General features: G+C 64.0%; 29 protein-coding genes. 15 read left to right on the plus strand and 14 right to left on the minus strand.

All coding sequences use genetic code 11. The features are described 5' to 3' along the window. Nucleotides 1–51 precede the first annotated feature (51 nt). Complete coding sequence (gene uraH, locus AC1RNN_RS19385) at nucleotides 52–405, minus strand: hydroxyisourate hydrolase (RefSeq protein ID WP_493091358.1); 354 nt, start codon at nucleotides 403–405, stop codon at nucleotides 52–54. A 67-nt stretch (nucleotides 406–472) separates the two neighbouring features. Between uraH and AC1RNN_RS19390 the strand changes: the two genes are divergently transcribed. From AC1RNN_RS19390 to AC1RNN_RS19435, 10 genes are all read left to right on the plus strand, one after another. Continuing rightward, nucleotides 473–1,114: a GntR family transcriptional regulator gene (locus tag AC1RNN_RS19390; protein ID WP_493091357.1), complete on the plus strand. Its 642-nt coding sequence runs from the start codon at nucleotides 473–475 to the stop codon at nucleotides 1,112–1,114. Continuing rightward, complete coding sequence (puuE, locus tag AC1RNN_RS19395; RefSeq protein ID WP_493091355.1) at nucleotides 1,111–2,061, plus strand: allantoinase PuuE; 951 nt, start codon at nucleotides 1,111–1,113, stop codon at nucleotides 2,059–2,061. The genes AC1RNN_RS19390 and puuE overlap by 4 nt, the downstream gene beginning before the upstream one ends. A gap of 4 nt (nucleotides 2,062–2,065) precedes the next feature. Next, a complete protein-coding gene (gene uraD / locus AC1RNN_RS19400) occupies nucleotides 2,066–3,874 on the plus strand; it encodes a 2-oxo-4-hydroxy-4-carboxy-5-ureidoimidazoline decarboxylase (protein WP_493091353.1) in 1,809 nt (602 codons plus the stop codon). A 12-nt stretch (nucleotides 3,875–3,886) separates the two neighbouring features. Then, a complete protein-coding gene (locus AC1RNN_RS19405; protein ID WP_493091352.1) occupies nucleotides 3,887–5,116 on the plus strand; it encodes a M20 family metallopeptidase in 1,230 nt (409 codons plus the stop codon). A 74-nt stretch (nucleotides 5,117–5,190) separates the two neighbouring features. Then, nucleotides 5,191–6,219 (plus strand): ABC transporter substrate-binding protein, encoded by a 1,029-nt coding sequence (locus AC1RNN_RS19410; protein ID WP_493091351.1) that lies wholly within the window; start codon nucleotides 5,191–5,193, stop codon nucleotides 6,217–6,219. Nucleotides 6,220–6,222: 3 nt separating this feature from the next. Beyond that, nucleotides 6,223–7,053, plus strand: coding sequence for an ABC transporter ATP-binding protein (locus tag AC1RNN_RS19415; protein ID WP_493091349.1), 831 nt, complete (start codon nucleotides 6,223–6,225; stop codon nucleotides 7,051–7,053). Continuing rightward, the gene (locus tag AC1RNN_RS19420; RefSeq protein ID WP_493091347.1) at nucleotides 7,050–7,826 is read left to right on the plus strand and encodes an ABC transporter permease; all 777 of its coding nucleotides are present in this window, start codon (nucleotides 7,050–7,052) and stop codon (nucleotides 7,824–7,826) included. The genes AC1RNN_RS19415 and AC1RNN_RS19420 overlap by 4 nt, the downstream gene beginning before the upstream one ends. Next, on the plus strand, nucleotides 7,826–8,299 hold the full coding sequence (locus AC1RNN_RS19425; protein WP_493091345.1) for a nucleoside deaminase: 474 nt from the start codon (nucleotides 7,826–7,828) through the stop codon (nucleotides 8,297–8,299). Before AC1RNN_RS19420 ends, AC1RNN_RS19425 begins: the two co-directional genes overlap by 1 nt. 28 nt (nucleotides 8,300–8,327) lie before the next feature. Then, nucleotides 8,328–9,158 (plus strand): urease accessory protein UreD, encoded by an 831-nt coding sequence (locus AC1RNN_RS19430; protein ID WP_493091343.1) that lies wholly within the window; start codon nucleotides 8,328–8,330, stop codon nucleotides 9,156–9,158. A gap of 45 nt (nucleotides 9,159–9,203) precedes the next feature. Further along, entirely contained in the window at nucleotides 9,204–10,913 is a 1,710-nt protein-coding gene (locus AC1RNN_RS19435) for a response regulator (protein WP_493091341.1), read from the plus strand. Here the strand turns inward: AC1RNN_RS19435 and urtE are convergent. The 5 genes from urtE to urtA form a co-directional block, all read right to left on the minus strand. Beyond that, a complete protein-coding gene (gene urtE, locus AC1RNN_RS19440) occupies nucleotides 10,910–11,602 on the minus strand; it encodes an urea ABC transporter ATP-binding subunit UrtE (RefSeq protein WP_493091339.1) in 693 nt (230 codons plus the stop codon). The genes AC1RNN_RS19435 and urtE overlap by 4 nt on opposite strands. Nucleotides 11,603–11,614: 12 nt before the next feature. Beyond that, nucleotides 11,615–12,496, minus strand: coding sequence for an urea ABC transporter ATP-binding protein UrtD (gene urtD / locus AC1RNN_RS19445; RefSeq protein ID WP_493091337.1), 882 nt, complete (start codon nucleotides 12,494–12,496; stop codon nucleotides 11,615–11,617). Beyond that, nucleotides 12,493–13,602 carry an urea ABC transporter permease subunit UrtC gene (gene urtC / locus AC1RNN_RS19450; protein ID WP_493091335.1) on the minus strand — a complete coding sequence of 370 codons (1,110 nt, stop codon included), beginning with the start codon at nucleotides 13,600–13,602 and terminating at the stop codon, nucleotides 12,493–12,495. The genes urtD and urtC overlap by 4 nt, the downstream gene beginning before the upstream one ends. Further along, the gene (gene urtB / locus AC1RNN_RS19455; RefSeq protein WP_493091333.1) at nucleotides 13,599–15,179 is read right to left on the minus strand and encodes an urea ABC transporter permease subunit UrtB; all 1,581 of its coding nucleotides are present in this window, start codon (nucleotides 15,177–15,179) and stop codon (nucleotides 13,599–13,601) included. Before urtB ends, urtC begins: the two co-directional genes overlap by 4 nt. 94 nt (nucleotides 15,180–15,273) lie before the next feature. Further along, nucleotides 15,274–16,548 (minus strand): urea ABC transporter substrate-binding protein, encoded by a 1,275-nt coding sequence (urtA, locus tag AC1RNN_RS19460; protein ID WP_493091331.1) that lies wholly within the window; start codon nucleotides 16,546–16,548, stop codon nucleotides 15,274–15,276. A gap of 237 nt (nucleotides 16,549–16,785) precedes the next feature. On the opposite strand from urtA, the gene AC1RNN_RS19465 reads away from it, so the two are divergent. Beyond that, entirely contained in the window at nucleotides 16,786–17,436 is a 651-nt protein-coding gene (locus AC1RNN_RS19465; protein WP_493091329.1) for a FecR domain-containing protein, read from the plus strand. 8 nt (nucleotides 17,437–17,444) lie between these two features. On the opposite strand, the gene AC1RNN_RS19470 is transcribed toward AC1RNN_RS19465, so the two are convergent. After that, on the minus strand, nucleotides 17,445–18,353 hold the full coding sequence (locus AC1RNN_RS19470; protein ID WP_493091328.1) for a LysR family transcriptional regulator: 909 nt from the start codon (nucleotides 18,351–18,353) through the stop codon (nucleotides 17,445–17,447). 101 nt (nucleotides 18,354–18,454) lie between these two features. Between AC1RNN_RS19470 and AC1RNN_RS19475 the strand changes: the two genes are divergently transcribed. The 4 genes from AC1RNN_RS19475 (at nucleotide 18,455) to AC1RNN_RS19490 (ending at nucleotide 20,251) form a co-directional block, all read left to right on the plus strand. Continuing rightward, nucleotides 18,455–19,228 carry an SDR family NAD(P)-dependent oxidoreductase gene (locus AC1RNN_RS19475; RefSeq protein ID WP_493091327.1) on the plus strand — a complete coding sequence of 258 codons (774 nt, stop codon included), beginning with the start codon at nucleotides 18,455–18,457 and terminating at the stop codon, nucleotides 19,226–19,228. Nucleotides 19,229–19,315: 87 nt separating this feature from the next. Continuing rightward, nucleotides 19,316–19,573: a hypothetical protein gene (locus AC1RNN_RS19480; protein ID WP_493091325.1), complete on the plus strand. Its 258-nt coding sequence runs from the start codon at nucleotides 19,316–19,318 to the stop codon at nucleotides 19,571–19,573. A gap of 10 nt (nucleotides 19,574–19,583) precedes the next feature. Beyond that, on the plus strand, nucleotides 19,584–19,925 hold the full coding sequence (locus tag AC1RNN_RS19485; protein WP_493091323.1) for a hypothetical protein: 342 nt from the start codon (nucleotides 19,584–19,586) through the stop codon (nucleotides 19,923–19,925). Next, nucleotides 19,922–20,251: a hypothetical protein gene (locus AC1RNN_RS19490; protein ID WP_493091322.1), complete on the plus strand. Its 330-nt coding sequence runs from the start codon at nucleotides 19,922–19,924 to the stop codon at nucleotides 20,249–20,251. Before AC1RNN_RS19485 ends, AC1RNN_RS19490 begins: the two co-directional genes overlap by 4 nt. 30 nt (nucleotides 20,252–20,281) lie before the next feature. Here AC1RNN_RS19490 and AC1RNN_RS19495 read toward each other — a convergent pair whose 3' ends face one another. The 7 genes from AC1RNN_RS19495 to AC1RNN_RS19525 all read right to left on the minus strand — a co-directional run bounded on the left by AC1RNN_RS19495 (nucleotide 20,282) and on the right by AC1RNN_RS19525 (nucleotide 24,669). Next, entirely contained in the window at nucleotides 20,282–21,088 is an 807-nt protein-coding gene (locus tag AC1RNN_RS19495) for a DODA-type extradiol aromatic ring-opening family dioxygenase (protein ID WP_493091321.1), read from the minus strand. A gap of 42 nt (nucleotides 21,089–21,130) precedes the next feature. Beyond that, nucleotides 21,131–21,775, minus strand: coding sequence for an ABC transporter ATP-binding protein (locus AC1RNN_RS19500; RefSeq protein WP_493091319.1), 645 nt, complete (start codon nucleotides 21,773–21,775; stop codon nucleotides 21,131–21,133). Nucleotides 21,776–21,925: 150 nt separating this feature from the next. Beyond that, nucleotides 21,926–22,498 (minus strand): YceI family protein, encoded by a 573-nt coding sequence (locus AC1RNN_RS19505; protein WP_493091317.1) that lies wholly within the window; start codon nucleotides 22,496–22,498, stop codon nucleotides 21,926–21,928. 48 nt (nucleotides 22,499–22,546) lie between these two features. Continuing rightward, on the minus strand, nucleotides 22,547–23,119 hold the full coding sequence (locus AC1RNN_RS19510) for a YceI family protein (protein WP_493091315.1): 573 nt from the start codon (nucleotides 23,117–23,119) through the stop codon (nucleotides 22,547–22,549). A 34-nt stretch (nucleotides 23,120–23,153) separates the two neighbouring features. Beyond that, a complete protein-coding gene (locus AC1RNN_RS19515) occupies nucleotides 23,154–23,732 on the minus strand; it encodes a cytochrome b (RefSeq protein ID WP_493091314.1) in 579 nt (192 codons plus the stop codon). Between the two features lie 129 nt (nucleotides 23,733–23,861). After that, on the minus strand, nucleotides 23,862–24,125 hold the full coding sequence (locus AC1RNN_RS19520; RefSeq protein ID WP_493091312.1) for a VF530 family protein: 264 nt from the start codon (nucleotides 24,123–24,125) through the stop codon (nucleotides 23,862–23,864). Between the two features lie 28 nt (nucleotides 24,126–24,153). Next, a complete protein-coding gene (locus AC1RNN_RS19525) occupies nucleotides 24,154–24,669 on the minus strand; it encodes a DUF1697 domain-containing protein (RefSeq protein ID WP_493091310.1) in 516 nt (171 codons plus the stop codon). Between the last annotated feature and the right edge of the window lie 4 nt (nucleotides 24,670–24,673).

Raw genomic sequence — 24,673 nt, forward strand, 5'->3', positions numbered from 1 at the left:
GGGCGCGTTTCGCCTTGGGGCGGCCCGGCGGCGAAACCGTAGCTCTCATGATCAAGAGCCCCGGTAGGTGGAGTAGCTCCACGGGCTGACCAGCAGCGGCACGTGGTAGTGCTGCTCCACATGGGCCACGCCGAAGTCCAGGCTCACCTGGTTCAGGAAATTGGGTTCGGGCAGGGCCACGTTGCGGGCCTTGAAGTAGCCCGCCACATCAAACACCAACCGGTAGGTGCCTTTTTGCAGGCTCGCGTTGTCGTACAGCGGGCCATCGGGGTTGCGGCCATCGGCGTTCAGCACAAAGCGTTTCACCAGCGTGGCTGTGTCGCCCTGCGTGGTGTACAGCGCCACCGCCATGCCCGCTGCGGGCGTGCCGTGCATGGTGTCCAGTACATGTGTGCTCAAGCCCATGGCGCTGCCCTTTCGCTGAAAAATCCAAAGTGTATACACTTTTGGGCATTCTCGGTATCATGGCCGCATGGAGCCCACCACCACCAGTTTCATCGTCGAGGCGATCACGCGCTCCATCGTGGAACACCGGCTGCAACCGGGCGCCAAACTGGGTGAACAGAAGCTGGCCGACCAATTCGGCGTCTCGCGCACGCTGGTGCGCCAGGCCCTGTTCCAGCTTTCGCAAAACCGGCTCATCCGCATGGAGCCTGCGCGCGGTGCGTTTGTTTCCGCGCCTTCCGTGGCCGAGGCGCGCCAGGTGTTCGCGGTGCGCCGCATGCTTGAAGCGGGCATGCTCCGTGCATTCATTGCGCAAATCACTCCCGACCACATCCAGGCGCTGCGTGCCCACATCGTCCAAGAGCAACAAGCCGTCCGCGAAGGCAATGTCTCCAGCCGTACCGAACTGCTGGGTGACTTCCATGTGCGCCTGGCCCAGCTCATGGGCAACGAGGTGCTGGCACTGATGCTGATGGACCTACTCTCACGCTGCGCGCTGATCACGTTGATGTACCAGTCCAGCGCGGCGGCTGAGCATTCGCATGAAGAACACACCGCTATCGTGGATGCGCTGGAAGCGCGCGACGAGGCCCTGGCCCTGCGCCTGATGGACGAACACCTGCAGCACGTGGAAGCGGCCCTGACCCTGACACCGAACACCACACCATGAGCACCTACGACAGCACCCAACCCTACCCCCGTGACCTGATCGGCTACGGCGAACACGTGCCCCACGCGCAATGGCCCGGCCAGGCCCGCGTGGCCGTGCAGTTCGTCCTGAACTACGAAGAAGGCGGCGAAAACAGCGTGCTGCATGGCGACGCCGGCTCCGAACAATTCCTCTCCGAAATGTTCAACCCCGCGAGCTACCCGGACCGCCACATTAGCATGGAGGGCATCTACGAATACGGCTCGCGCGCGGGCGTCTGGCGTATCCTTCGCGAGTTCGAGAAGCGCGGCCTGCCGCTCACCGTGTTTGGCGTGGGCATGGCGCTGGAGCGTTACCCCGAACTGACGCGCCGCCTGATGGAACTGGGCCACGAGATTGCCTGCCACGGCCACCGCTGGATCCATTACCAGAACATGGACGAGGTGCAGGAACGCGAGCACATGCAACTGGGCATGGCCGCGATTGAGAAGCTCACCGGCCAGCGCGCACTAGGCTGGTACACGGGCCGCGACAGCCCGCGCACACGCCGTCTGGTGGCCGACTACGGCGGCTTCGAATATGACAGCGACTACTACGGCGACGACCTGCCCTTCTGGATGAAGGTGCAAAAGACCGACGGCAGCGTGGTGCCCCAGCTCATAGTCCCCTACACACTGGACTGCAACGACATGCGCTTCGCCCTGCCCCAGGGTTACTCGCATGCCGACCCGTTCTTCCAGTACATGAAAGATACCTTCGACGCGCTCTATGCCGAAGGTGACCCCGACGGCGACAACGCCCCGAAGATGATGAGCATCGGCATGCACTGCCGCCTGCTGGGCCGCCCCGGCCGCATCACGGCGCTGCAGCGTTTTCTGGACCACATTGGCCAGCACGACAAGGTGTGGGTGGCGCGACGCATCGACATTGCGCGGCACTGGAAAGCCACGCACCCCTACCAAGGCTAAGACCATGTCAGTACTGACTTTGGACCAACTCAACAGCGCCACGCTGGAAGAAGCCGCCGCGCTGCTGGACGGCCTCTACGAACACTCGCCCTGGATTGCCCGCGCGGCGCTCACCAAACGCCCCTTTGTCTCACTGGCCCACCTAAAGCACGCCATGGTGCTGGAAGTCGCCAACGGCGGGCGTGATGCGCAACTGGCGCTCTTGCGCGCCCACCCCGAGCTGGCCGGCAAGGCCATGGTGGACAAGAGCCTGACCGCTGAGAGCAGCAACGAACAGAGCAAAGCCGGCCTCACCCACTGCACGCCGGCCGAGTTCGAGAAGATTCAACAGCTCAACGCGCAGTACAACGCACGCTTTGGCTTTCCCTTCATCCTGGCCGTGCGTGGCCCGCGCGGCGCCGGCCTGTCCAAGGCCGAGATCATCGCCACGCTGGAGCGCCGCGTGCAGGGTCACCCGGAATTTGAACTGGCCGAATGCCTGCGCAATGTGCACCGCATTGCCGAGATTCGCCTCAACGATAAGTTTGGCTACGTGCCCACGCAGGGCCACCAAGTGTGGGACTGGCAGGAAGCCCTGGCCCAGCACACCGACCCCGGCTACGCCGAACTGGGCCAGCTCACCGTCACCTACCTGACCGAAGCGCACCGCGCCTGCGCCAGCCAGATCCAAGCCGACATGCTGGCCGCAGGTTGCGACAGCGCCACCATCGACGCCGTGGGCAATGTGGTAGGACGCTACGAAAGTGATAGCTGGTCGCGAAATATTGACGAGGGTCAGAGGCCAAATACAGCCCAAACCCTGCTCACCGGCAGCCATTACGACACGGTGCGCAACGGCGGCAAGTACGACGGCCGCCTGGGCATTTATGTGCCACTGGCCTGCGTGCAGGCGCTCAAGGCGCAAGGCAAGCGCCTGCCCTACGCGCTGGAGATCGTGGGCTTTGCCGAGGAAGAAGGCCAGCGCTACAAGGCCACCTTCCTGGGATCGGGCGCACTCACCGGCGACTTTGACCCGGCCTGGCTGGACCAGACAGATGCAGACGGCATTTCCATGCGCGACGCGATGGCGCATGCCGGGCTGGACGTGAACGCCATCCCCGCCATCCGCCGCAACCCCGCCGACTACCTGGGCTTTGTGGAAGTGCATATCGAACAGGGCCCGGTGCTCAACGCGCTAGACATTCCGCTGGGCGTGGTTACCTCCATCAACGCCAGCGTGCGCTATGTGGGCGAGGTGGTCGGCATGGCCAGCCATGCCGGCACCACACCCATGGGCCAGCGGCGTGACGCCGCCGCCGCCGTGGCCGAACTCATCCTGTTGGTGGAGCAGCGCGCGGCGCGCGATGGTGACTCCGTAGGCACCGTGGGCATCCTCAGCGTGCCCAATGGCTCCATCAACGTGATCCCCGGGCGTTGCCAATTCTCGCTGGACCTGCGTGCGCCGTCGAATTCGCAGCGCGATGCGATGGACGCCGATGTGCGCGCCGGCCTGCAAGCGCTGTGCGAGCGGCGCGGCGTGCATTTCACGTTGACGCAGACTATGCAGGCCAGCGCCGCGCCTAGTGCACCCGTATGGCAGCAGCGGTGGGAGCAGGCCGTGGCCGCATTGGGCGTACCGCTGCACCGCATGCCCAGCGGCGCGGGCCACGACGCCATGAAGCTGCACACCGTGATGCCACAGGCCATGCTGTTCGTGCGCGGCCTGAACTCCGGCATCAGCCACAACCCGCTGGAATCCAGCACCAGCGACGACATGCAACTAGCCGTCGACGCCTTCACCCATTTGCTCGGCCAACTGGCGGCCGGGGCCTGAACCACTTTCACCATGACCACTGCCTACAACCAACTCGACGCCTGGATCGACGCCCACTTTGACGAGCAGGTGCGTTTTCTGCAGGAACTGGTGCGCGTGCCCACCGACACCCCGCCCGGCAACAACGCCCCCCACGCCGAGCGCACTGCCGAGCTGCTGGCCGCCATGGGCCTGCAGGCCGAGAAGCACAGCGTGCCCGCCAGCGAGGTGCAGGCCGCCGGCATGCAGAGCATTACCAACCTGGTGGTGCGCCGCCCGTATGGAGCCGGCCCCACCATCGGCCTCAACGCCCACGGCGACGTGGTGCCCCCTGGCGAGGGCTGGACACATGCACCCTACGGCGGCGAGATTGAAAACGGCCAGATGTTTGGTCGCGCCACTGCCGTGAGCAAGAGCGATTTCTCCAGCTACACCTTTGCCGTGCGTGCCCTCGAATCGCTGGGCCTGCCGCTCAAGGGTGGCGTGGAACTGCTGTTCACCTACGACGAGGAATTTGGCGGCGAACTCGGCCCGGGCTGGTTGCTGGAGAAAGGCCTGACCAAGCCCGACCTGCTGCTGGCTGCCGGTTTCTCCTACCAAGTAGTGACCGCGCACAACGGCTGCCTGCAGATGGAAGTGACCGTGCACGGCAAGATGGCCCACGCCGCCATTCCCGACACGGGTGTGGACGCGCTGCAGGGCGCGGTGCAGATTCTCAACGCGCTGTATGCGCAGAACACGCTCTACAAGCAGGTCACCTCCGGCGTGGAAGGCATCACCCACCCTTACCTCAACGTGGGCCGCATCGAAGGCGGCACCAACACCAATGTGGTCCCCGGCAAGGTGGTGCTCAAGCTGGACCGCCGCATGATCCCTGAGGAGAACCCCGCCGAGGTGGAAGCCAATATCCGCAAGGTGATTGCCGATGCGGCCGCGGGCGTGCCCGGCATCACGGTGGAGATCAAGCGCCTGCTGCTGGCCAACTCCATGCGCCCGCTGGCGAGCAACAAGCCGCTGGTGGATGCGCTGCAAAAACACGGCGAGGCGGTGTTTGGCGAGCCCATCCCCGCAATGGGCACGCCGCTCTACACCGATGTGCGTCTGTTCGCCGAGCGCGGCATTCCGGGCGTCATTTACGGCGCTGGCCCGCGCACCGTGCTGGAGTCGCACGCCAAGCGCGCCGACGAGCGCGTGAGCCTGGACGATTTGCGCAAGGCCACCAAGGTGGTGGCGCGCAGCTTGCTGGATTTATTGCAGCCCTGAAAATGACCACGCGCCCCATTTTTGGGCATTCTTCTTGCTTTGCCATATCCATCTGACAACCTGTAGGAGTTCCCATGAAAAAGCGCCAGTTTCTTCACGCCATCGCCTTCGCTGCTGCCACCCTGGCAGCGGGTTCCGTGCTGGCCCAGGCCACACCCATCAAGTTCCAGCTGGACTGGCGTTTTGAAGGCCCCGCCGCCCTGTTTCTGACGCCGGCCGCGAAGGGCTATTTCAAGGACGCCAAGCTGGACGTCACCATCGACGCCGGCAACGGCTCCGGCGGCACCGTCACACGCGTGGCTTCCGGCGCCTACGACCTGGGCTTTGCCGACATGGCCGCGCTCATGGAGTTCCACGCCAACAACGCGGATGCCCCCAACAAACCTGTGGCCATCATGATGGTCTACAACGACACGCCGGCATCGGTCATGGCGCTCAAGAAGTCGGGCATCAAGACGCCCGCCGACCTGAACGGCAAGAAGCTGGGTGCCCCGGTGTTTGACGCCGGCCGCCGGGCCTTCCCCATCTTCGCCAAGGCGAACAACATCAGCGGGGTGCAGTGGACCGCCATGGATCCCCCCCTGCGTGAAACCATGCTGGCGCGCGGTGACATCGACGCCATCACCGGCTTCACCTTTACCTCCCTGCTCAACCTCGAGGCACGCGGCGTCAAGACCGAAGACGTGGTGGTGCTGCCCTACCCGCAGTTTGGCGTGAAGCTCTATGGCAACGCCATCATCGCCTCGCCCAAGATCCTCAAGGAGAACCCTGAAGCCGTCAAAGCCTTCCTAACCGCGTTTGCCAAGGGCATGAAGGACGTGATCGGCAATCCTGCCGCCGCCATCAATGACGTGAAGGCACGCGACGGCATCATCAACACCGAACTCGAAACCCGCCGCCTCAAGCTGGCCATCGATACCGTCATCAACAGCCCCAACGCCCGCGCCGAAGGCTTTGGTCAGGTCAATGGCCCGCGCCTCTCGCTCATGGCATCGCAAGTGTCGGACGCCTTCAACACCAAGAGCCGCGTGAACCCCGATGTGGTGTGGAACGGCAGCTTCCTGCCCGCCAAGGCCGCCCTGGACGTCCTGCCCAAGAAGTAAGCGATGAGCAGTGCTCCCGACACCCCCTGGTTTGTTGATTTTCAGGACGTCTGGCTCGCCTACAACGAAGAGCTGCTCAAGCAGAACCACTTCGCGGTAGAGGCCATTGACCTGAAGGTGCGCAAGGGCGAGTTCATCGCCATCGTGGGCCCTTCGGGCTGCGGCAAGTCCACCTTCATGAAGCTCACCACGGGCCTGAAGATGCCCTCCATGGGCAAGATCCTCATCGACAACCAGCCGGTGACGGGGCCGCTCAAGATTTCGGGCATGGCCTTCCAGGCACCCTCGCTGCTGCCCTGGCGCACGACGGTCGACAACGTGCTGCTGCCGCTGGAAATCGTGGAGCCCTACCGCTCCACCTTCAAGCAAAAGCGCAAGGAGTACGAGGAACGCGCGCGCAAGTTGCTGCAGAAGGTGGGCCTTGCCGGCTATGAAGACAAGTTCCCTTGGCAGCTCTCGGGCGGCATGCAGCAGCGCGCCAGCATTTGTCGCGCGCTGATCCACGAGCCAAAAATGTTGTTGCTGGACGAGCCCTTTGGCGCGCTTGATGCGTTCACGCGTGAAGAGCTGTGGTGCATCTTGCGCGACCTGTGGACCGAGCAGCAGTTCAACGTGATCCTGGTCACGCACGACCTGCGCGAGTCGGTGTTTCTGGCTGACACGGTCTATGTGATGAGCAAGAGCCCGGGGCGCTTTGTGGTGAAACGCGAGATCGAGCTACCGCGCCCGCGTGACCTGGAAATTACCTATACCAAAGAGTTCTCCGACATCGTGCACGAATTGCGCGGTCATATTGGCGCGATGCGCAAGCAGGGCGCGGAGGTTGCGCAATGAATGCAAGTCAAAGAAAGCAGGTGGAGCGCTGGTCGCCCTGGCTTCTGCTGGTCTTCGTGGTGGTGCTGTGGCAGATCCTTTGCTCGGCGTTTGAAGTCTCCGAGTTCATCTTCCCCAGCCCCTGGCGCATCTGGACCCAGTTCTGGGAATTCAAGACCATCATCGCAGGCCACGCCTGGCGCACTTTCTGGGTCACCATGGCGGGCTTCGGCATCGCCATCGTGGTGGGCGTGCTGCTGGGCTTTGTGATCGGCAGCTCGCGCCTGGCCTACGCGGCGGTCTACCCGCTCATGACGGCCTTCAACGCGCTACCCAAGGCGGCCTTTGTGCCCATCCTGGTGGTGTGGTTCGGCATCGGCATCGGCCCGGCCATCCTCACCGCCTTCCTCATCAGCTTCTTCCCCATCATGGTGAACATTGCCACCGGCCTGGCCACGCTGGAGCCCGAGCTGGAAGATGTGTTGCGCGTGCTGGGTGCCAAGCGATGGGATGTGCTGGTCAAGGTCGGCTTGCCGCGTTCCATGCCCTACTTCTACGGCTCCCTCAAGGTCGCCATCACGCTGGCCTTTGTGGGTACCACAGTGTCCGAAATGACCGCAGCCAACGAAGGCATTGGCTACCTGCTGATCAGTGCAGGCTCTGCCATGCAGATGGGCCTGGCCTTTGCAGGCTTGGTCGTCGTTGGCGCCATGGCCATGGTCATGTACGAACTCTTTAGCGCGATTGAAAAGCACACGACAGGCTGGGCGCACCGCGGTTCTCAAAACTCCTAATGACACCTGAACAGACAGAGCGCCATCTGCTGCGCGCCAATGCCGTGGCCCAGCGGGCCATCGGCCTGGGCAAGCACCCATTTGGCGCCGTCCTCGTCGCCCCCGATGGCGAAACGGTGCTGGCCGAACAGGGCAATGTGGACACGGTCAACCACGCCGAATCCACACTCGCCCGCACGGCGGCCACCAACTTCACGCCGGACTACCTGTGGGGTTGCACGCTGGTCACCACGGTGGAACCCTGCGCCATGTGCGCGGGCACGCAGTACTGGGCCAACATCGGCACGCTAATCTTCGGCATGACCGAGCGCCGCCTGCTGGAACTGACGGGCAACCACCACGAGAACCCGACCATGGACCTGCCCAGCCGCACCGTGCTGGCCGCTGGCCAGAAACAGGTGACCGTGATCGGCCCGGTACCTGCCGTGGAAGAGGCGATTGCCGCGCTGCATCTGAACTTCTGGAAACCCTGAGGCGCGGTGCACCGCGACAATACGACACATGGTGTGGCACGCCCGTTTGAATCTGGACTACCGGCTGGAAGCCGGCCGCAGCGTGGCCCGCCACCTGCACAATGGTCCGCTACGCATTCTGCAAAGCCTCTACCCCGAAGGCGATGGCATCTGCCACAACGTGCTGGTGCACCCGCCCGGCGGCCTGGTGGGCGGTGACACGCTGGACCTGAACATCGAAGTCAGCACTGGCGCACACGGCCTCGTCACCACACCCGGCGCCACACGCTTTTACCGATCTGAGGGCCCTTGGGCCACGCAAACGACCCACATCACGCTGCAGGCTGACGCGCGTATGGAATGGCTGCCGTTGGAAGCCATCTGCTACGACGCCTGTCTGGCGCGTAACCAGCTTCGATTGGACCTTGCGCCCGGCGCTGAACTCATTGGCTGGGACACCACGGTGCTGGGCCTGCCCATGGCCAAGCTCCCGTTCACGGAAGGACAGTTTGCGCAGCACATCGAAATCCCCGGTGTCTGGCTGGAACGTGGCCTGATAGCCGCGCAGGACCGTCGCCTGCTCGACAGTCCTGCAGGCATGGCGGGTCAGCGCTGCCTGGCCACCCTGTTCTTTGCCAGCGGCAGCCCCTTGTCGCGCGAACGCAGAGAAGCGCTGCTGGAGAGCGCCCGCGCCTGCCTGCCGGGTCACGAACTGGCTTCCATGGCCGGCGTAACCAGCCCGCACCCCCAACTGGTGGTGCTGCGCGCGCTGGCCCCGCATGCCGAACCTGCCATGCAGTTGCTGCGCACCGTGCGCCGTGTCTGGCGCACCCAGCAGTGGGACTTGCCCGCCACCGACCCGCGCATCTGGGCCATGTAGACCCCTGGGCCGCCCCGCTACACATTGCATAGCGCAGCGCCCATAATGGGCTCTTCGAACACCGTGCATGGCAAAACCCCGATGGCTGCGCTGCTAGAAGACGATCTCTCGGCCTGCACCGCCCTGGTGGTGGACGGCAACCCCACGTCCCGGTCCATCCTGGTCTCCCAGCTACGCGACTTTGGCGTGGCCACCGTGACCCAGGCCGCACGCCCGGCCGATGCGCGGCGCCAGCTCGAATACCGCAACTTTGACTTTGTGCTCTGCGAGCAGCGCTTCCCGGCCGAGGCCATCTCAGGCCAGGACCTGCTCGACGACCTGCGTCGCAGCCAGCTGCTGCCCTTCTCCACCATCTTCATCATGATCACCGGCGAGGCCACCTACGCCAAGGTCGCCGAAGCAGCAGAATCGGCCCTCGATGGCTACCTGCTCAAACCGCACAAGGCCACGCAACTGGCCGAGCGGCTGCAGGTGGCGCGCACCCGCAAAGTCTCCCTGCAGGGAATCTTCAGCGCCATCGAGGAAGAGAAATTTGAAGAGGCTGCCCAGCTCTGCATGGAGCGCTTCGAAAGCCGCGGCCTGTTCTGGCTGTATGCCGCCCGCGTGGGCGCCGAGCTGCTGCTGCGCCTGGGCCGCAATGACGAGGCGCAAACTCTGTACAAGGCAGTCGTCCAGGCCAAGACCCTGCCCTGGGCCAAGCTGGGCGTGGCGCGCGCGCAGCTGGAGGCCGGGCAAGTCAACCAAGCCACCAGCACGCTGGAGCGCCTCATCGGCGAAGAGCCCAACTATGCCGACGCGTACGACATCATGGGTCGGGCCCATTTCGAGGTGGGTCGCTTTGACCAGGCGCTGGAGACCTACAAGATGGCGGCCATGCTCACGCCAGCCTCCATCAGCCGCCTGCAGAACCTGGCGCTCATGACGTTTTATTCGGGCGACCATGTCGAGGCCGAGAAGCTGCTAGACCGCACCGTGCGCCTGGGCCTGGAATCCAAGATGTTTGACGCCCAGACTCTGGTGCTGCTAGCCTTTGTGCGCTTGGAGCTGGTCGACCGCAAGGGTTTGCAGCGCTGCGAGGACGACATGCTGCGCCTCATCGAGAAGGCCCCCGACAACGCACGCCTGTCGCGCCTGCTTGGTATTGTCCAGACGCTCAACCTCATCATGCAGGGCCAGTTCGCGCGCGTGGTGGATTCAGTACGCGCGCTGGCCGGGACTGTGCGCGAGCCGCAGTTCGACTTTGAATCGGCCTGCAACCTCGTAGCCCTGCTGGCACAGCTCGCCCACAAGGCCATACAGCTCGACGAGGTGGACAAGACCATTTACACCCTCGCCTGCCGCTTCTGCAGCAACCGTTCGCTGACCGAGCTGCTGGCGTCCAGCGCTGCCGCCCACCCGCCCTATGCCGAGACCATACGCGCAGCCCAGACCCAGGTACTGGAGTACGCCGAGACGGCCATGGCGCTGAGCATGTCAGGCAATCCCACCGCCGCAGTCAAGAACCTCATCCTGCACGGACGCGAGACGCTGAGCTCCCGCCTCATCGACAACGCCTACCAGCTGCTGCAGAAGCACACGGCCAAGATTCCCGAAGCACTCACACTGAGCGCCATGGTCGAAGAGTTGCGCGCCCTCACCGGCCCCACGGTGAGCCGGGCCTCGCTGGGCGAACAAAAACGCCAGGCCGGCGGCTTGGCGCTGCGCACCGGCCGGCGCGCGCCGCCAGAAACCGGCGCTGCGCCGCTGGGTTCTTAAATCGCAACAAGGTTGCGTACGCCGTCGATCTCCATGTTCTGGCCCATGCCGCGCGCCAGCACGGCGCCGCGTTCCATCACCACATACTGGTCCGCCAGTTCCTGCGCGAAGTCGTAGTACTGCTCCACCAGCACGATGGCCATGGTCCCCCGGTCCGCCAGCATGCGGATCACGCGGCCGATGTCCTTGATGATGCTGGGCTGTATGCCTTCGGTAGGTTCGTCCAGGATCAGCACCTTGGGGCCGGCCGCCAGGGCCCGTGCAATCGCCAGCTGCTGCTGCTGCCCGCCAGACAGATCACCGCCACGGCGGTTGAGCATCTGCTTGAGCACCGGAAACAGGTCGAACAGCTCGGCCGGAATCGGCGTGCCCGCGCTCTTGTAGGCCAGGCCCATGCGCAGGTTTTCTTCCACCGTCAGGCGCGCAAAGATCTCGCGGCCCTGTGGCACAAAGCCCAGGCCCAGGCGGGCGCGTTCATAGGGCGTGAGTTTCTGGATGGGCTTGCCATCGAACTCGATGCTGCCGGACTTGATGGGCACCAGGCCCATCATGGATTTGAGCAGCGTGGTCTTGCCCACGCCGTTGCGGCCCAGGATGACCGTGACCTTGCCGATCTCGGCCTCCAGACTCACATCGCGCAGGATGTGGGAGCCGCCGTAGTACTGGTTAACGTTGTTGATTTTCAGCATAGGAAAGCAGGCTCAACGGCCCAGATAAACCTCGATCACCCGCTCATCCGCCTGCACCTGGTCCAGCGTGCCCTGCGCCAGCACCGAGCCATCGCACAGCACGGTGACGATGTCGCTGATGGTGCGGATGAAGCTCATGTCGTGCTCCACCACCATGAGCGAATGCTTGCCCTTGAGCGAAAGAAACAGCTCAGCCGTGCGCTCGGTTTCCTCATCGGTCATGCCGGCCACAGGCTCGTCCAGCAACAGCAGCTTGGGGTCCTGCATGAGCAGCATGCCAATCTCCAGCCACTGCTTCTGGCCGTGACTCAGCGTGCCGGCCAGGCGGCCCACGCTGTCGGCCAGGTGGATGGTGTGCAGGATCTCGGCCAGGCGGTCGCTCTGCACCGAATCGAGCGCGAAGAACATAGACGCCTTCACGCCCTTGTCCGTCTTGAGCGCCAGCTCCAGGTTCTCGAACACCGTCAGCTGTTCGAACACGGTGGGTTTCTGGAACTTGCGGCCTATACCCAGCTGGGCGATCTCGGCCTCCTTGAAGCGCAGCAGGTCGATGGTGCTGCCGAAGAACACCGTGCCCGAGTCGGGCCGGGTCTTACCGGTGATGATGTCCATCATCGTGGTCTTGCCAGCGCCATTGGGGCCGATGATGCAGCGCAGCTCGCCAGGGGCGATGTCCAGGCTGAGCTTGTTGATGGCCTTGAAGCCGTCAAAGCTCACGCTCACGTCTTCGAGGTAGAGGATGCGGCCGTGGGTCACGTCCACTTCACCCGCTTTGGCAACACGCGAGAAGCCGGCGGCGCGGCCGCCCGATTCGGTCTGGCCCTTGTTGGCGGCCAGGGCATCCATGTGCGCCTGTACGCGGCGCGCGCCTTGTTCGAGGAGGTCGGGGGTCATGCCTTGCCTCCCTTCAGTTTCTTGATCAAGCCAACCACTCCATCAGGCAGGAACAGGGTCACGCCAATGAACAGCGCGCCCAGGAAATACAGCCAGAACTCCGGATAGGTCACCGTGAGCCAGCTCTTGGCGCCGTTGACAATGAAGGCGCCGACCACCGGCCCAATCAGCGTTGCCCGCCCGCCCACCGCAGCCCAGATGGCGATCTCGATGCTGTTGGCCGGGCTCATTTCGCTGGGGTTGATGATGCCCACCTGCGTGACATAGAGCGCCCCGGCCACGCCGCACATCATGGCCGAGATGGTCCAGATGGTGAGCTTGAAACCAATGGGGTTGTAGCCGCTGAACATGACACGCGACTCGGCATCGCGCACGGCCTGCAGCACGCGGCCAAACTTGCTGCCCACCAGCCAGCGCGAGAGCAGGAAGAAGCCCAGCAGTGTGGCGGCCGTCATCACGAACAGCGTCATGCGCATGTGGCTGGTGGCAATCGGAATGTCGAGGATGCGCTTGAAGTCAGTGAAGCCGTTGTTGCCACCAAAGCCCGTCTCATTGCGGAAGAACAGCAGCATGGCCGCGAAGGTCATGGCCTGGGTGATGATGGAGAAGTACACGCCCTTGATGCGCGAGCGGAAGGCAAAGTAGCCAAACACAAAGGCCACGATGCCCGGCACCGCCACCACCAGGAACAGCGTGGCGACGAAGCTGTCCGACAGTGCCCAGTGCCAGGGCAGTACCTTCCAGTCCAGAAAGACCATGAAGTCCGGCAGCGCGCTCTTGTAGTTGCCGTCCAGGCCGATCTGGCGCATGAGGTACATGCCCATGGCATAGCCGCCCAGCGCAAAGAACAGGCCGTGACCCAGGCTCAGGATGCCGGTGTAGCCCCAGATCAGGCCCATGGACAGGGCGCAGATGGCGTAGCACATGATCTTGGCGACCAGGGCCACGGCAAAGTCGCTGAGGTGGAACACACTGCCCTCGGGTACCCAGAGGTTGAGCACCGGCACCAGCGCGCACAGCACGATGAGAGCGCCCAGCCACGAGAACCAGCCAGTGCGCGTGAGCAGGGGTTGGGGAGTGGGAAGAATCAGGGAAGGGGTACTCATGCTTCTGCGCTCCGGCCCTTCATGGCAAAGATGCCTTGCGGACGCTTCTGGATAAAGATGATGATGAAGACCAACACGGCGATCTTGGCGAGCACGGCACCCGTCCAGCCTTCGAGCAGCTTGTTGAGCACGCCCAGGCCCAGCGCGGCGTAGACAGTGCCGGCCAACTGGCCCACACCGCCCAGCACCACCACCATGAAGGAATCCACGATATAGCCCTGGCCCAGGTCCGGCCCCACATTGCCCACCTGGCTGAGCGCGCAACCGGCCAGGCCGGCAATGCCGCTGCCCAGCGCGAAGGCATAGGTGTCTATGCGTGCGGTGTTCACGCCCATGCAGCTGGCAATTGGGCGGTTCTGCGTCACGCCACGCACGAACAGGCCCAGGCGTGTCTTGCCGATGAGGAAGGCCACGCCACCCAGCACCGCCAGCGCAAATCCGACGATGATGAGGCGGTTGTAGGGCAGCGAGAGGTTGCCCAGCACCTGCAGGCCACCACTCATCCAGCTGGGGTTCTCCACACCCACGTTCTGCGCGCCAAAGATCGTGCGCACCAGTTGCATCAGCATCAGGCTGATACCCCAGGTCGCCAGCAGCGTCTCCAGCGGGCGGCCGTAGAGGAAGCGGATCACGCCGCGCTCCAGCGCCGCCCCCACCAGCGCCGAGGCGAGAAAAGCCACCGGCACCGAGGCCAGCAGGTACCAGTCAAACGCGCCCGGCAGGTACTTCTGGAACAGGCCCTGCACCACATAGGTGGCGTAGGCGCCAATCATCATGAGTTCGCCGTGGGCCATGTTGATGACGCCCATCAGGCCGTAGGTAATGGCCAGGCCCAGCGCCACCAGCAACAGGATGGAGCCCAGGCTGAGGCCCGAGAACAGCGCACCCAGGCGGTCGCCCCAGGCCAGGCGGGCTTCGACCGCGCCCAGGCTCTTCTGCAGCGCAGCCTTCACAGCGCCATCGCTCTCGGATTGCAGGCGCTCGGTCAGCAGCGTCTTGGTGGCCGCCTGCGCGCTATCGCCCAGTGCCGTCGCAGCCTCAAGGCGTTTGGCCGGGTCTTCGCTGGACAGCAGGGCCGCGGCGCGCAACAGGGCCAGCTGGGCCTTGATATCGGCCACAGTCTCGGCGGCCAGCGCCTTGTCCAGCAGGTCCAGCTTGTCCATGTCCACATTGCCTTGCAGGGTAGCCACTGCGGCGCGGCGCACCGCCACGTCGCTGGACAGCAGCTTGACGGCAGCCAGCGCATTGTCGAGCTCGCCGCGCATGCGGTTGTTGTTCATCACGTCTTCGGCCGTGTCGGGAATCGCCACCTCGGCGTTGGTGACCGGGTCCACGCCCTTGCCATCCACCACCATCACGGGCACACCGCCCACCAGCTTCACGCTGTCGTCCGACAGGGCCTGGATGAAGCGCACGGTGCGCTCGTCGGCCTTGGCCACGGCGGCCTGCAGCGCGGCCACGCGGTCATCGCTCTCGCCCGCGGCAATCGCCTTGGCTTCCTGGGCCGTCAGTGCATGTGCACTGCCTGCCATGCAGAGCAGGGCCATGAGCAGCAGCTGGATGAATTGCTTTGGCATACGCCAATCTCTCCGGTTAAATGAAACAAGCCGCCACCGCCCGAAAGGCGGTGGCGGCTGAGCGGTTCAGTACGAACCGCGTCCTGCCTTCGCCTTACTTCTTGGCGGGTTCATCAGGCTTCTTGTCGTTGCCTTCGATGAAGGGAGACCATGGCTTGGCCTTGACGGGGCCAGGTGTCTTCCAGACCACGTTGAACTGGCCGTCGGCCTTGATTTCGCCGATGAACACCGACTTGTGCAAGTGGTGGTTCTTCTCGTCCATCTTGGAAACGATGCCGGACGGTGCCTTGAAGGTCTGGCCAGCCATGGCAGCGATCACCTTGTCGACTTCGGTGGACTTGGCCTTCTCGACGGCCTGCTTCCACATGTTGATGCCGATGTAGGTGGCTTCCATCGGGTCGTTGGTCAGGGGCTTGTCCTTGTGACCGGCGATGCCCTTGGCCTTGGCGTAGGCAGACCACTTGGCGATGAACTCGGTGTTGGCGGGGTTCTTGATCGACTGGAAGTAGTTCCAGGCGGCCAGGTGACCCACCAGCGGCTTGGTGTCCACACCGCGCAGCTCCTCTTCACCCACGGAGAAGGCGACAACTGGCACGTCCTTGGCCTTCAGGCCGGCGTTGCCCAGTTCCTTGTAGAAAGGCACGTTGGAGTCACCGTTGATGGTGGACACCACGGCGGTCTTGCCACCAGCGGAGAACTTCTTGATGTCGGCCACGATGGTCTGGTAATCGCTGTGGCCGAAGGGGGTGTACTTCTCGTCAATGTCGGTTTCCTTCACGCCCTTGGACTTCAGGTAGGCGCGCAGGATCTTGTTGGTGGTACGGGGGTACACATAGTCAGTACCCAGCAGCACCCAACGCTTGGCGCCGCCGCCTTCCTTGCTCATCAGGTAGTCCACAGCGGGAATGGCTTGCTGGTTGGGAGCGGCACCGGTGTAGAACACGTTCTTGGAGAGTTCTTCACCTTCGTACTGCACGGGGTAGAACAGCAGGCCGTTGAGTTCTTCCACCACAGGCAGCACGGACTTGCGGGACACGGAAGTCCAGCAGCCGAAGATCACGTCGACCTTGTCCTGCGTCAGCAGCTGTTTGGTCTTTTCAGCAAACAGGGGCCAGTTGGAAGCGGGGTCGACCACCACGGGTTCGAGCTTCTTGCCAAGCACGCCGCCCTTGGCGTTGATTTCGTCAATCGCCATCAGCACGGTGTCTTTCAACACGGTTTCCGAAATGGCCATGGTGCCGGACAGGCTGTGCAGGATACCGACCTTGATGGTGTCGGCGGCGAACGCGGGAACCGCGCCCAGGGTGGTGAGGGCGACTGCAGCAGTCAGTGCCTTCAGGGTAAAACGGCGAGAGTCTTGGCGTTGCATGTGTGCTTCTCCGAGGGGGTTAAAGAAATCGGTCTCGCTCAACACTGGTCTGGTCCGCCAGGCCCTTGTTGGATGCGATGAGGTGACTTTAGGGATGCGGGCCAGAAACCGGAATACGCCGTGTGGCGTACGGTCCCGGCCGCCCGATTGGCCCCATGACGCAGCGGTGCAAACCCACTACACTGCAGAAAGACAGCCCGGATCACTATGAATTTGATAGCTACTCGCGCATATTCCATGGGAGCCAGACGCCAATTTCTTGCACATACTGCCGCCACACCCCTGCTGGGCGTGTTGGGCCAGGCGCTGGCCGCCGGCAAATTCCCCCTGCCCAGCGGCATACGCAGCCTGCGTGGCGAAGCCTGGGTCAACGACGTGCCTGCGCATGTCGACCAGGCCGTGCTGCCCGGCGACACGGTGCGCACCGGCCCGCGCAGTGAAGTGGTCTACGTGATGGGCAACAACGCCTACCTGATGCGCGAGGACAGCGTGGTGCGCTTTGCCACCGAAGGGGCGGTTGGCGTGCTGCGCCTCGTCACCGGCAAGGTGCTGGCCGTCTTCGGGCCGGGTGCCAAACGCATAGAGACCCGCACCGCCACGGTGGGCATACGCGGCACGGCCTGCTACATCGAGTCGGGCGACACGCAGGTGTACTTCTGCCTCTGCTACGGCAGCGCCGAGATCCGCCCGCTGGCCGACCCCAACCAGGCCCAGACCCTGGTGACGCAGTACCACGACAAGCCGCTCACCATCGGCTCCGACACCAGCCGCCCCTTGCTGCAGGCCGCACCGGTGCTAAACCACCGCGATGCCGAGCTCAGCCTGCTGGAAGCCACCGTGGGCCGCGTGCCACCCTTCCAGACCCGCAAGGACCACAGCGGCTACTAAAGCCTGGACTACATGGTCTGCGCGTACTGGCCCACCACCTCGGCCAGCCAGTCCATCACCACCCGCACGCGCTGGGACAGGTTGCGCCGGTTGGCATAGAGCAGGGTCTGCGGCATGGGTGGCGCCACGTGCTGCGGCAGCACCTCCACCAGCAAGCCCTGTTGCAGCAGCAGCTGCACGCCGACCACCGGCGCCTGGATGATGCCCAGCCCGGCCACGCAGGCCGCGGTGTAGGCGTCGGCGTTGTTCACGGTGATGGCGCCCGCCATCGGCTGGCTGTGCGTCTCGCCCCCCTCGCTGTAGTCAAAGCCGCCGGGCTTGGCGCCCAGCGTGCTGGCGTAGTGCACCAGCTTGTGGCTGGCCAGGTCGGCCAGCGTGCGCGGCGTGCCATGCGCCTGCAGGTAGGCGGGGCTTGCCACATTCACCATGCGCAGCGGTGGCAGCGGCCGTGCAATCAGGCTGGTGTCCAACAGCGGGCCCACGCGCAGCACGCAGTCAAAGCCTTCGCGCACCAGGTCCACGCGGCGTTCGGTGCTGCTCAGCTCCAGCTCCAGCAGCGGGTGCTGGGCCAGCAACTCGGGCAGACGGGGAATGACGGCGTTGCGCGCCATGCCGGTGCTCATGTCGATGCGCACGCGGCCGCGCAGGTTCTGGACGCCCTGCTGCTGGAACATGGTCTGCACCTCGTCCACATCGGCCAGCAGGTCCTTGCAGCGTTCGTAAAACACCTGCCCATCCTGTGTCAGCTGCACCTTGCGCGTGGTGCGGTGCAGGAGGCGCGTGCCCAGCCCGGCCTCCAGCTGCTGCACAGCCGTGGACACACTGGCCTTGGGCAGGCCCAGCGCGTCCGCCGCCTGGGTAAAGCTGGCCAGCTCGGCCACGCGGGTGAAGATTTGCATGCGGTCCAGGGTGCTCATTGTTCAATTATTACGAACAAATCAATCGCATTTCGAATATTTATCAAATCCAAACCGCTCAATAGACTCACTTCCATCCTCAACCCACCCAGGAAGTCACCATGTCTACTACCCCCTCCTCCACCCCCATCGCACTCGTCACCGGCGGCAGCCGTGGCCTGGGCAAGAACACCGCCCTGCACTTGGCCCGCAATGGCAGCGACGTCATCCTCACCTACCGCAGCCAGGCCGCCGAAGCCCAGGCCGTGGTTGCCGAAATCACCGCCCTGGGCCGCCGCGCCGTGGCCCTGCAGTTGGACACCGGCAACATCGCCAGCTTCACGGACTTTGCCGCGCAGGTGAAGGCCGCACTGGCCGCCACCTGGCAGCGCGAGCGCTTTGACCACCTGGTGAACAACGCCGGCGTCGGCATCCACGCCAGCCTGATGGAAACCACCGAAGCGCAGTTCGACACGCTGATGAACATCCACTTGAAGGGCGTGTTCTTCCTCACGCAAAAGCTGCTGCCCCTGATGAACGACGGCGGCCGCATCGTCAACCTCTCCAGTGGTCTGGCCCGCTTCGCGCTGCCCGGCTACGCCGTCTACGGCGCACTGAAGGGCGCGATTGAAACGCTGACGCGTTACATGGCCAAGGAGCTGGGTCCGCGCGGCATTGCCGTCAACGTGGTGGCACCGGGCGCGATCGAGACCGACTTTGGCGGTGGCGCAGTGCGCGACAACGCCCAGCTCAACGCCTTTGTGGCCGCCAACACCGCGCTGGGCCGCACCGGCGTGCCCGACGACATTGGCGCCATGATCGCCTCGCTGCTGACCCCGGCCAACCGCTGGGTCAACGCCCAGCGCATCGAGGCCTCGGGCGGCATGTTCCTCTAAGCCTCGCGCGGCACCTGAACAACACGGCGGTTTGGAAAAACCGCCGTGTTGCGCTACAAGCATGGTCTACACGGGAGAACCACGCACATGCACCGCCTTCATCGCCCCCTCCAACTGCTCTGCGCCAGCGCACTGGCCCTGCTGGCTGGCTGCGCCGACACCAACTGGGAGCGCGCCTTCTACGACGGCTTCCACCGCTGCCAGACCAACCTCACGGCCGACCACGCCCCCTGCCCGCCCACCAAGTCCTACGAGCAGTACGAACGCGAGCGCAACCAGACGCAGGAGCGCGCCACACCCGTAGCGGCGCCTGGCAACAACCCTATCGAAGAAAAGCAACTCTGAAAATGGCTTCTTGCCCAACCTGAACCGCCACATGTTTCTATCGCATCGCACGAGACAGCGCTTTCGCTGGGCGCTTGCAAGCGCAATCGCCTTTGCTCTGGTCGTTGCCGCTGTCGCCATACTCTTTCCTCACGGAAACAAGCGCTTCGCATCCTCTTTCATGTGGTGGGGGCTCGCCATTCCGGCTAGCCTCGCGGCATATGTGGTCTTTGAGTCGCTCGGGAGCTGGGTACTCACACTAGCCTTCTGGCAACGCATGCCGGCCTGGGTACGGATCCTCTTTTTGACTGCATTCGCCTGCCTGGCAGTGCTCACCGTGCTGCTTCTGAGTCAATACCTCAAGTCACCATGAGTTCCGCATTCAAATTTTCTGACCTCATTTGCTGGGGAACTACCGGTGCAATAGAAGACATCCTGTCGCAATCGGTAGAGCTATCAGCCGAGTTTCTAGGTTCGGACAACCCAGTCTCCGTTGTTCTTGTTGAAGAGCAAGCTCACTATTGGGGCGGCAAAGTCATTAACTTCTCATCTCACGACATTTCACCGAACCAGCTAGCGCAAATCCTGGAGCAGGCGCGCAGACGTGCACTAACCAGCGGAACGTACAGCGAGCTTGGCACGCAGTGGCTCACTGGCCCGCTTGCTGAGTTCTGCATGCAACTGCCCCAGACTGCCTGACGGCACTGAGCTTCGCGCTGGTCTGCAGACCTACAAAACAGCGCCGAAGCGGAAGCTCGACGCCGTGATGCCACCAAAAATATTCTCTTCGTGGTAGACGCATACCGCCGTGTCGGTTTCCGCCGCGCCAACAGCCACCATGAGGGGTAACAGATGCTCCTCCCGCGGGTGGCACAGGCGGGCCGCCGGGGCCTGCTCCCAGTCCAGCAGGGCTTGGCTGCGCTGCGCCGAGGGTGCGGCCATGGCGGCTTGCAGCCAGGCGTCGAAAGCCTGGGATGGTGCCTGGCCTGCGCGGCCAAAGGCGCGCAGGTTGTGGTAACTCAGGCCACTGCCCACGATGAGCACGCCTTCATCGCGCAGCGGTGCCAACGCGCGGCCCAGGGCCAGATGCTCGGCCGGGTCCAGCCCCGCGCGCAGGGACATCTGCAGCACCGGCACATCGGCATCGGGGAACATCACCGCCAGCGGCACAAAGGTGCCGTGGTCGTAGCCGCGCTGCGCGTCCTGCGCCACGGGCAGGCCAGCGGCTTCCAGCAGGCCTTGCACACGCTCCACCAGCGCCGGCGTGCCGGGGGCGGGGTAGACGATCTCGTAGGTGTGGGGCGGGAAGCCTCCGTAGTCGTACACCATGCCGGGCGCGGGGTTGCTGCCCAGCGTGAAGGCGCGGCCTTCCCAGTGCGCGGTGATCATCAGCACGGCCTTGGGCGTCTGGCCCAGTTGCTGCGGAATGTCGGCCAGCGATTCGGCCAGGGGCTGCATGGCGGGCGCCATCTCGGGCATCCAGGGCCAGGGGCCGCCGCCGTGGGAGATGAAGTAGGTAGGAAGGCGTTGGGACATGGTGGGTCTCCTCCAAAAGGGCGATAAGGGGCAGATGGGGGCTCAGTCGCCCAGGTCAATCGTCTGGGCCAACGGCACACCCGTTGGCGCTTCGTAGTCGGCCACCACCCAGGCGCGCCGGGCGTCGTCGCTCGCTGCCTGCAGCAGTTCCAGAATACTGCGGATGGACGACTTGTCCAGCGCGGCAAAGGGTTCGTCCAGCAACGTGAGCGCCGCGCCCGAGGCCAGCGCCGCCGCCAGCCAGACCTTGCGCTTGGAGCCGGTGGACAGCATGTACAGCGGCTTCTCGATGTGGGGCAGCAGGTCCAGCGCCTCCAGCAATCGCGCCAGCAGCGCGGCGTCCCAATGCAAGTAGCGCGCGGCCGTGGTTTGCAGAAACGCCCGCGCAGGCACTTGGTCATGCGCCGTGGTGCGCGGGTCCATCCAGAACACACGTTCGCGATACGCCGCTGGCTGTGTCGCCAGGCTGTGGCCCTGCAAGCGCAACACGCTGCCGGGCGCCGACACATCGCCAGCCAGCAGGCGCAGCAGGGTGCTCTTGCCCCGACCTTCGCCGCCGCCCACCCAGGTGACGCCGGGAGGAATCTGCACGGCAGGCAGGTCCAGCACCACCTGCTTGCCATGCGCCACGCGCAGGCCGCTGCCTTGCAGGACGATGGTCGGAGATGGAGGGGACGGATCAGGCATGATGTTACACAGGTTCAAGCAGGATATGGGGCTATTTTGCTACCAATTCAATAGCTGCTTGCGCACATTCCACGGGGGCTGCGTGCCTAGAAGGCGTAAAAAAGCCAGCCCGCGGGCTGGCTCTCTGGGCCGCGGGTGCGGATGGGCAGATTACTGCTTGATGGCTTCCACCGACACGGTGATGGTCACGTCGTCGCCCACATAGGGTGCCAGCTTGCCGGCATTGAACTCGCTGCGCTTGATGACGGCAGAGGCGTCAGCGCCGATCACTTCCTTCTTGGCCATGGGGTGTTGGGCCAGCACGAAGTTGTTGATCTTCAGCGTCACGGGCTTGGTCACGCCCTTGAGGGTCAGGTTGCCTTCGATGGCGACGGGCTTGTCGCCCTCAAACACCACCTTGGTGGACTTGTAGGTGGCCGTGGGGTACTTGGCGGTGTCCAGGAAGTCTTCACCCTGGATGTGGCCGTTGAAGGCGGTGAAACCCGTGTCCACAGTCTTGGTGTCGATCACCACGTCCACGGAGCCGGTCTTGGCAGCCTTGTCCAGCGTGATGGTGCCGGTGGAGCTGTTGAAGCGGCTCAATTGGGTGGACAGGCCCAGGTGGTTGTAGGAGAAGCGGGAGAACGAGTGGCTGGGGTCCAGGCTGTAGCTGCCGACTTCAGCGTGGGCAACACCGGCGAAGGCGGAAGCGGCCAGGGCGGCGGCGATCAAAGTGGTACGCATCGAAAAACTCCTGATGGATAGGTTGGATTGAAAGGGAAACAGGAAAACTCAGAGCTTGCCCACGCCGGTCAGCGCGAGCTTGAACTTGACTTGCACGTCGTCAGCCACCATGGAGGTGTCGGCCCACTCGTTCTCGCCGATCTTGTAGGCCAGGCGCTTGAGTGCGAAGCTGCCGGTGGCCGTGGTGGTGCCGCCGGCCTGGGTCATGGCCACGGGCACCGTGATGTCGCGGGTGGAACCCTTGATGCTGAGCTTGCCGACCACATCGAACTTGCCGCCGCCCAGCGCCTTGATGCTGGTGGACTGGAAGGTGGCCTGCGGGAACTTGGGCACGTTGAACCAGGAGGCCTTGGGCAGCTCGGAATCGCTCTCTGGCGAACCCATGGTGGCGCTGCCGGTATCCACGGTGAAGGCGATGCTGGAGGTGGCGAGCTTGGCGGGGTCGAAGGCGATCTGCGCGTCAAACTTCTTGAAACGGCCGTCCACCGACACGCCCATCTGCTTGATCACGAAGTTGATCTCGCTTTGCGCGGGCACCAGTTTTTGCTGGGCCATGGCATGGGTGGACGCCAGGGCGGACGCAGCCAGCACGGCCGCCATCAGAATGCGGGGAGAGGACATGGACACTCCAGAAGAAGAGAGAGACAAAACTAGATCAGCCGCGACCAGGCAGCATGCGGGAGAGCAGGCCGTCGCGGTCCACCCAGTGGTGCTTGAGTGCGGCGGCAATGTGCAACAGCGCCAAGCCCACGAGCGCAAAGGCGCTGATCTGGTGCCAGGGCTTGATGAGTTCGGCCAGCGCCTTGTCCACGGGCAGCAGATCAGGCATGGGCAGCACGCCAAACACCACGATGGGGAAACCCGCCGCCGAGCTGTAAGCCCAGCCGATCAGCGGCACGAGGAAGAACAGGGCGTAAAGCGCATGGTGCGTGCCATGGTGGGCCCAGCGCTGCCAGGCGGGCATGGCGTCCACGATGGGGTCTGGCAGTGCCGGCGGGCGGTGCGTCAGGCGCCAGAGCAGGCGCAGGATGGACAGCGCCAGGATGCTCATGCCGGCCCATTTGTGCCAGTTGTAGAGCTTGAGCCGGGCCGGCGAGAACGGCAGGCCCGTCATGTACAGGCCCACGCCAAACAGGCCCAGGATGGCCAGGGCCAGCAGCCAGTGCAGTGCGATGGCGGTGCCGCTGTAGCGCGCCGCAGGAGGTTCGGAGGAAGAGGACTTGGCAGAAACCATGGGCGCAAGTCTAGAGGCCCCGAATGTGATCTATTTTGAATTTGATTGATGATTCAATTCAAAAACAGTGAATGGATAAGTTCCTGAAAATATCCGTTTGGACCACGAAAAAACGATGAATGGTCGGGCTCAGTGCCCTGAACGGCGCTGCTCCCGCAACATGAACAGGTACAGGCCCTCCACCTTCTCGCGCGCCCAGGGCGTTTTGCGCAAAAACCGCAGACTGGACGACACGCTGGGGTCCAGGTTGAAGCAGCGGATCGGGATGCGCTCGCCCAGCTCTTCCCAGCCGAAGAACTCCACCAGCTCGGTGACGATGGCCTCCAGCGTCTTGCCGTGCAAGGGGTTGTTGGCTTGCTTGGCGGGGGTGGGCTTGGGGGCTTCGGTACTCATGCAGCAATTGTCGCCGCTTCCTTGCCACTCAGGCGGCCGCGCACTTGCGCATGCTCTCCCAGGTGCGCGTGGTGATGTCCTGGCCAAAGGTCTTTTCGATCAGACGCATGAACGCCGGCCCGGTATCGCCCGGCACATAGCTGCAAAACACCTCGCACCCAATCACGCTGACGATCTGCGCATCTTCCAGCACCACCGGCAACGGGGGCACGGCTGCCGGCGCCTCGCGCAGAAAACTCACCACACGCTTGGACTGCGGCGCCAGCCTGGCATGCGCATACGGGTCGGTCGCCAGCAAGGCTTCCAGCGCGCTGACAGGGCGAACAATGGTGTAGAAACTGCGGCCCAGTGCCGCCTGCATGGCGGCCTCGGCCTTGCGCTCCAGCGCCGCTTCCGTGGTCTTGCGCGCATCGAACACCACGTTGCCGCTGGACAGCACCGTTTTGACGTTGGTGAACCCCACCGCCTCAAACGCACGCTTGAGCTCGGGCATCTTGGCATTCATGGGGCTAACCCCACGCAGGAAGGCGACGTATCTGGGCATGGCA

The organism is Rhodoferax sp. GW822-FHT02D07, assembly GCF_058802405.1.

Coding starts and splice junctions, on each gene's coding strand:
- uraD (WP_493091353.1), top strand. CDS start 2,066: ATGTCAGTACTGACTTTGGACCAACTCAACAGCGCCACGCTGGAAGAA.
- urtB (WP_493091333.1), bottom strand. CDS start 15,179: ATGCCAAAGCAATTCATCCAGCTGCTGCTCATGGCCCTGCTCTGCATG.
- AC1RNN_RS19410 (WP_493091351.1), top strand. CDS start 5,191: ATGAAAAAGCGCCAGTTTCTTCACGCCATCGCCTTCGCTGCTGCCACC.
- AC1RNN_RS19500 (WP_493091319.1), bottom strand. CDS start 21,775: ATGCCTGATCCGTCCCCTCCATCTCCGACCATCGTCCTGCAAGGCAGC.
- puuE (WP_493091355.1), top strand. CDS start 1,111: ATGAGCACCTACGACAGCACCCAACCCTACCCCCGTGACCTGATCGGC.
- uraH (WP_493091358.1), bottom strand. CDS start 405: ATGGGCTTGAGCACACATGTACTGGACACCATGCACGGCACGCCCGCA.
- AC1RNN_RS19475 (WP_493091327.1), top strand. CDS start 18,455: ATGTCTACTACCCCCTCCTCCACCCCCATCGCACTCGTCACCGGCGGC.
- AC1RNN_RS19430 (WP_493091343.1), top strand. CDS start 8,328: ATGGTGTGGCACGCCCGTTTGAATCTGGACTACCGGCTGGAAGCCGGC.
- urtE (WP_493091339.1), bottom strand. CDS start 11,602: ATGCTGAAAATCAACAACGTTAACCAGTACTACGGCGGCTCCCACATC.
- AC1RNN_RS19490 (WP_493091322.1), top strand. CDS start 19,922: ATGAGTTCCGCATTCAAATTTTCTGACCTCATTTGCTGGGGAACTACC.
- AC1RNN_RS19505 (WP_493091317.1), bottom strand. CDS start 22,498: ATGCGTACCACTTTGATCGCCGCCGCCCTGGCCGCTTCCGCCTTCGCC.
- urtC (WP_493091335.1), bottom strand. CDS start 13,602: ATGAGTACCCCTTCCCTGATTCTTCCCACTCCCCAACCCCTGCTCACG.
- AC1RNN_RS19510 (WP_493091315.1), bottom strand. CDS start 23,119: ATGTCCTCTCCCCGCATTCTGATGGCGGCCGTGCTGGCTGCGTCCGCC.
- AC1RNN_RS19495 (WP_493091321.1), bottom strand. CDS start 21,088: ATGTCCCAACGCCTTCCTACCTACTTCATCTCCCACGGCGGCGGCCCC.
- AC1RNN_RS19525 (WP_493091310.1), bottom strand. CDS start 24,669: ATGCCCAGATACGTCGCCTTCCTGCGTGGGGTTAGCCCCATGAATGCC.
- urtD (WP_493091337.1), bottom strand. CDS start 12,496: ATGACCCCCGACCTCCTCGAACAAGGCGCGCGCCGCGTACAGGCGCAC.
- AC1RNN_RS19520 (WP_493091312.1), bottom strand. CDS start 24,125: ATGAGTACCGAAGCCCCCAAGCCCACCCCCGCCAAGCAAGCCAACAAC.
- AC1RNN_RS19405 (WP_493091352.1), top strand. CDS start 3,887: ATGACCACTGCCTACAACCAACTCGACGCCTGGATCGACGCCCACTTT.
- AC1RNN_RS19415 (WP_493091349.1), top strand. CDS start 6,223: ATGAGCAGTGCTCCCGACACCCCCTGGTTTGTTGATTTTCAGGACGTC.
- AC1RNN_RS19515 (WP_493091314.1), bottom strand. CDS start 23,732: ATGGTTTCTGCCAAGTCCTCTTCCTCCGAACCTCCTGCGGCGCGCTAC.
- urtA (WP_493091331.1), bottom strand. CDS start 16,548: ATGCAACGCCAAGACTCTCGCCGTTTTACCCTGAAGGCACTGACTGCT.
- AC1RNN_RS19465 (WP_493091329.1), top strand. CDS start 16,786: ATGGGAGCCAGACGCCAATTTCTTGCACATACTGCCGCCACACCCCTG.
- AC1RNN_RS19435 (WP_493091341.1), top strand. CDS start 9,204: ATGGGCTCTTCGAACACCGTGCATGGCAAAACCCCGATGGCTGCGCTG.
- AC1RNN_RS19390 (WP_493091357.1), top strand. CDS start 473: ATGGAGCCCACCACCACCAGTTTCATCGTCGAGGCGATCACGCGCTCC.
- AC1RNN_RS19425 (WP_493091345.1), top strand. CDS start 7,826: ATGACACCTGAACAGACAGAGCGCCATCTGCTGCGCGCCAATGCCGTG.
- AC1RNN_RS19470 (WP_493091328.1), bottom strand. CDS start 18,353: ATGAGCACCCTGGACCGCATGCAAATCTTCACCCGCGTGGCCGAGCTG.
- AC1RNN_RS19480 (WP_493091325.1), top strand. CDS start 19,316: ATGCACCGCCTTCATCGCCCCCTCCAACTGCTCTGCGCCAGCGCACTG.
- AC1RNN_RS19420 (WP_493091347.1), top strand. CDS start 7,050: ATGAATGCAAGTCAAAGAAAGCAGGTGGAGCGCTGGTCGCCCTGGCTT.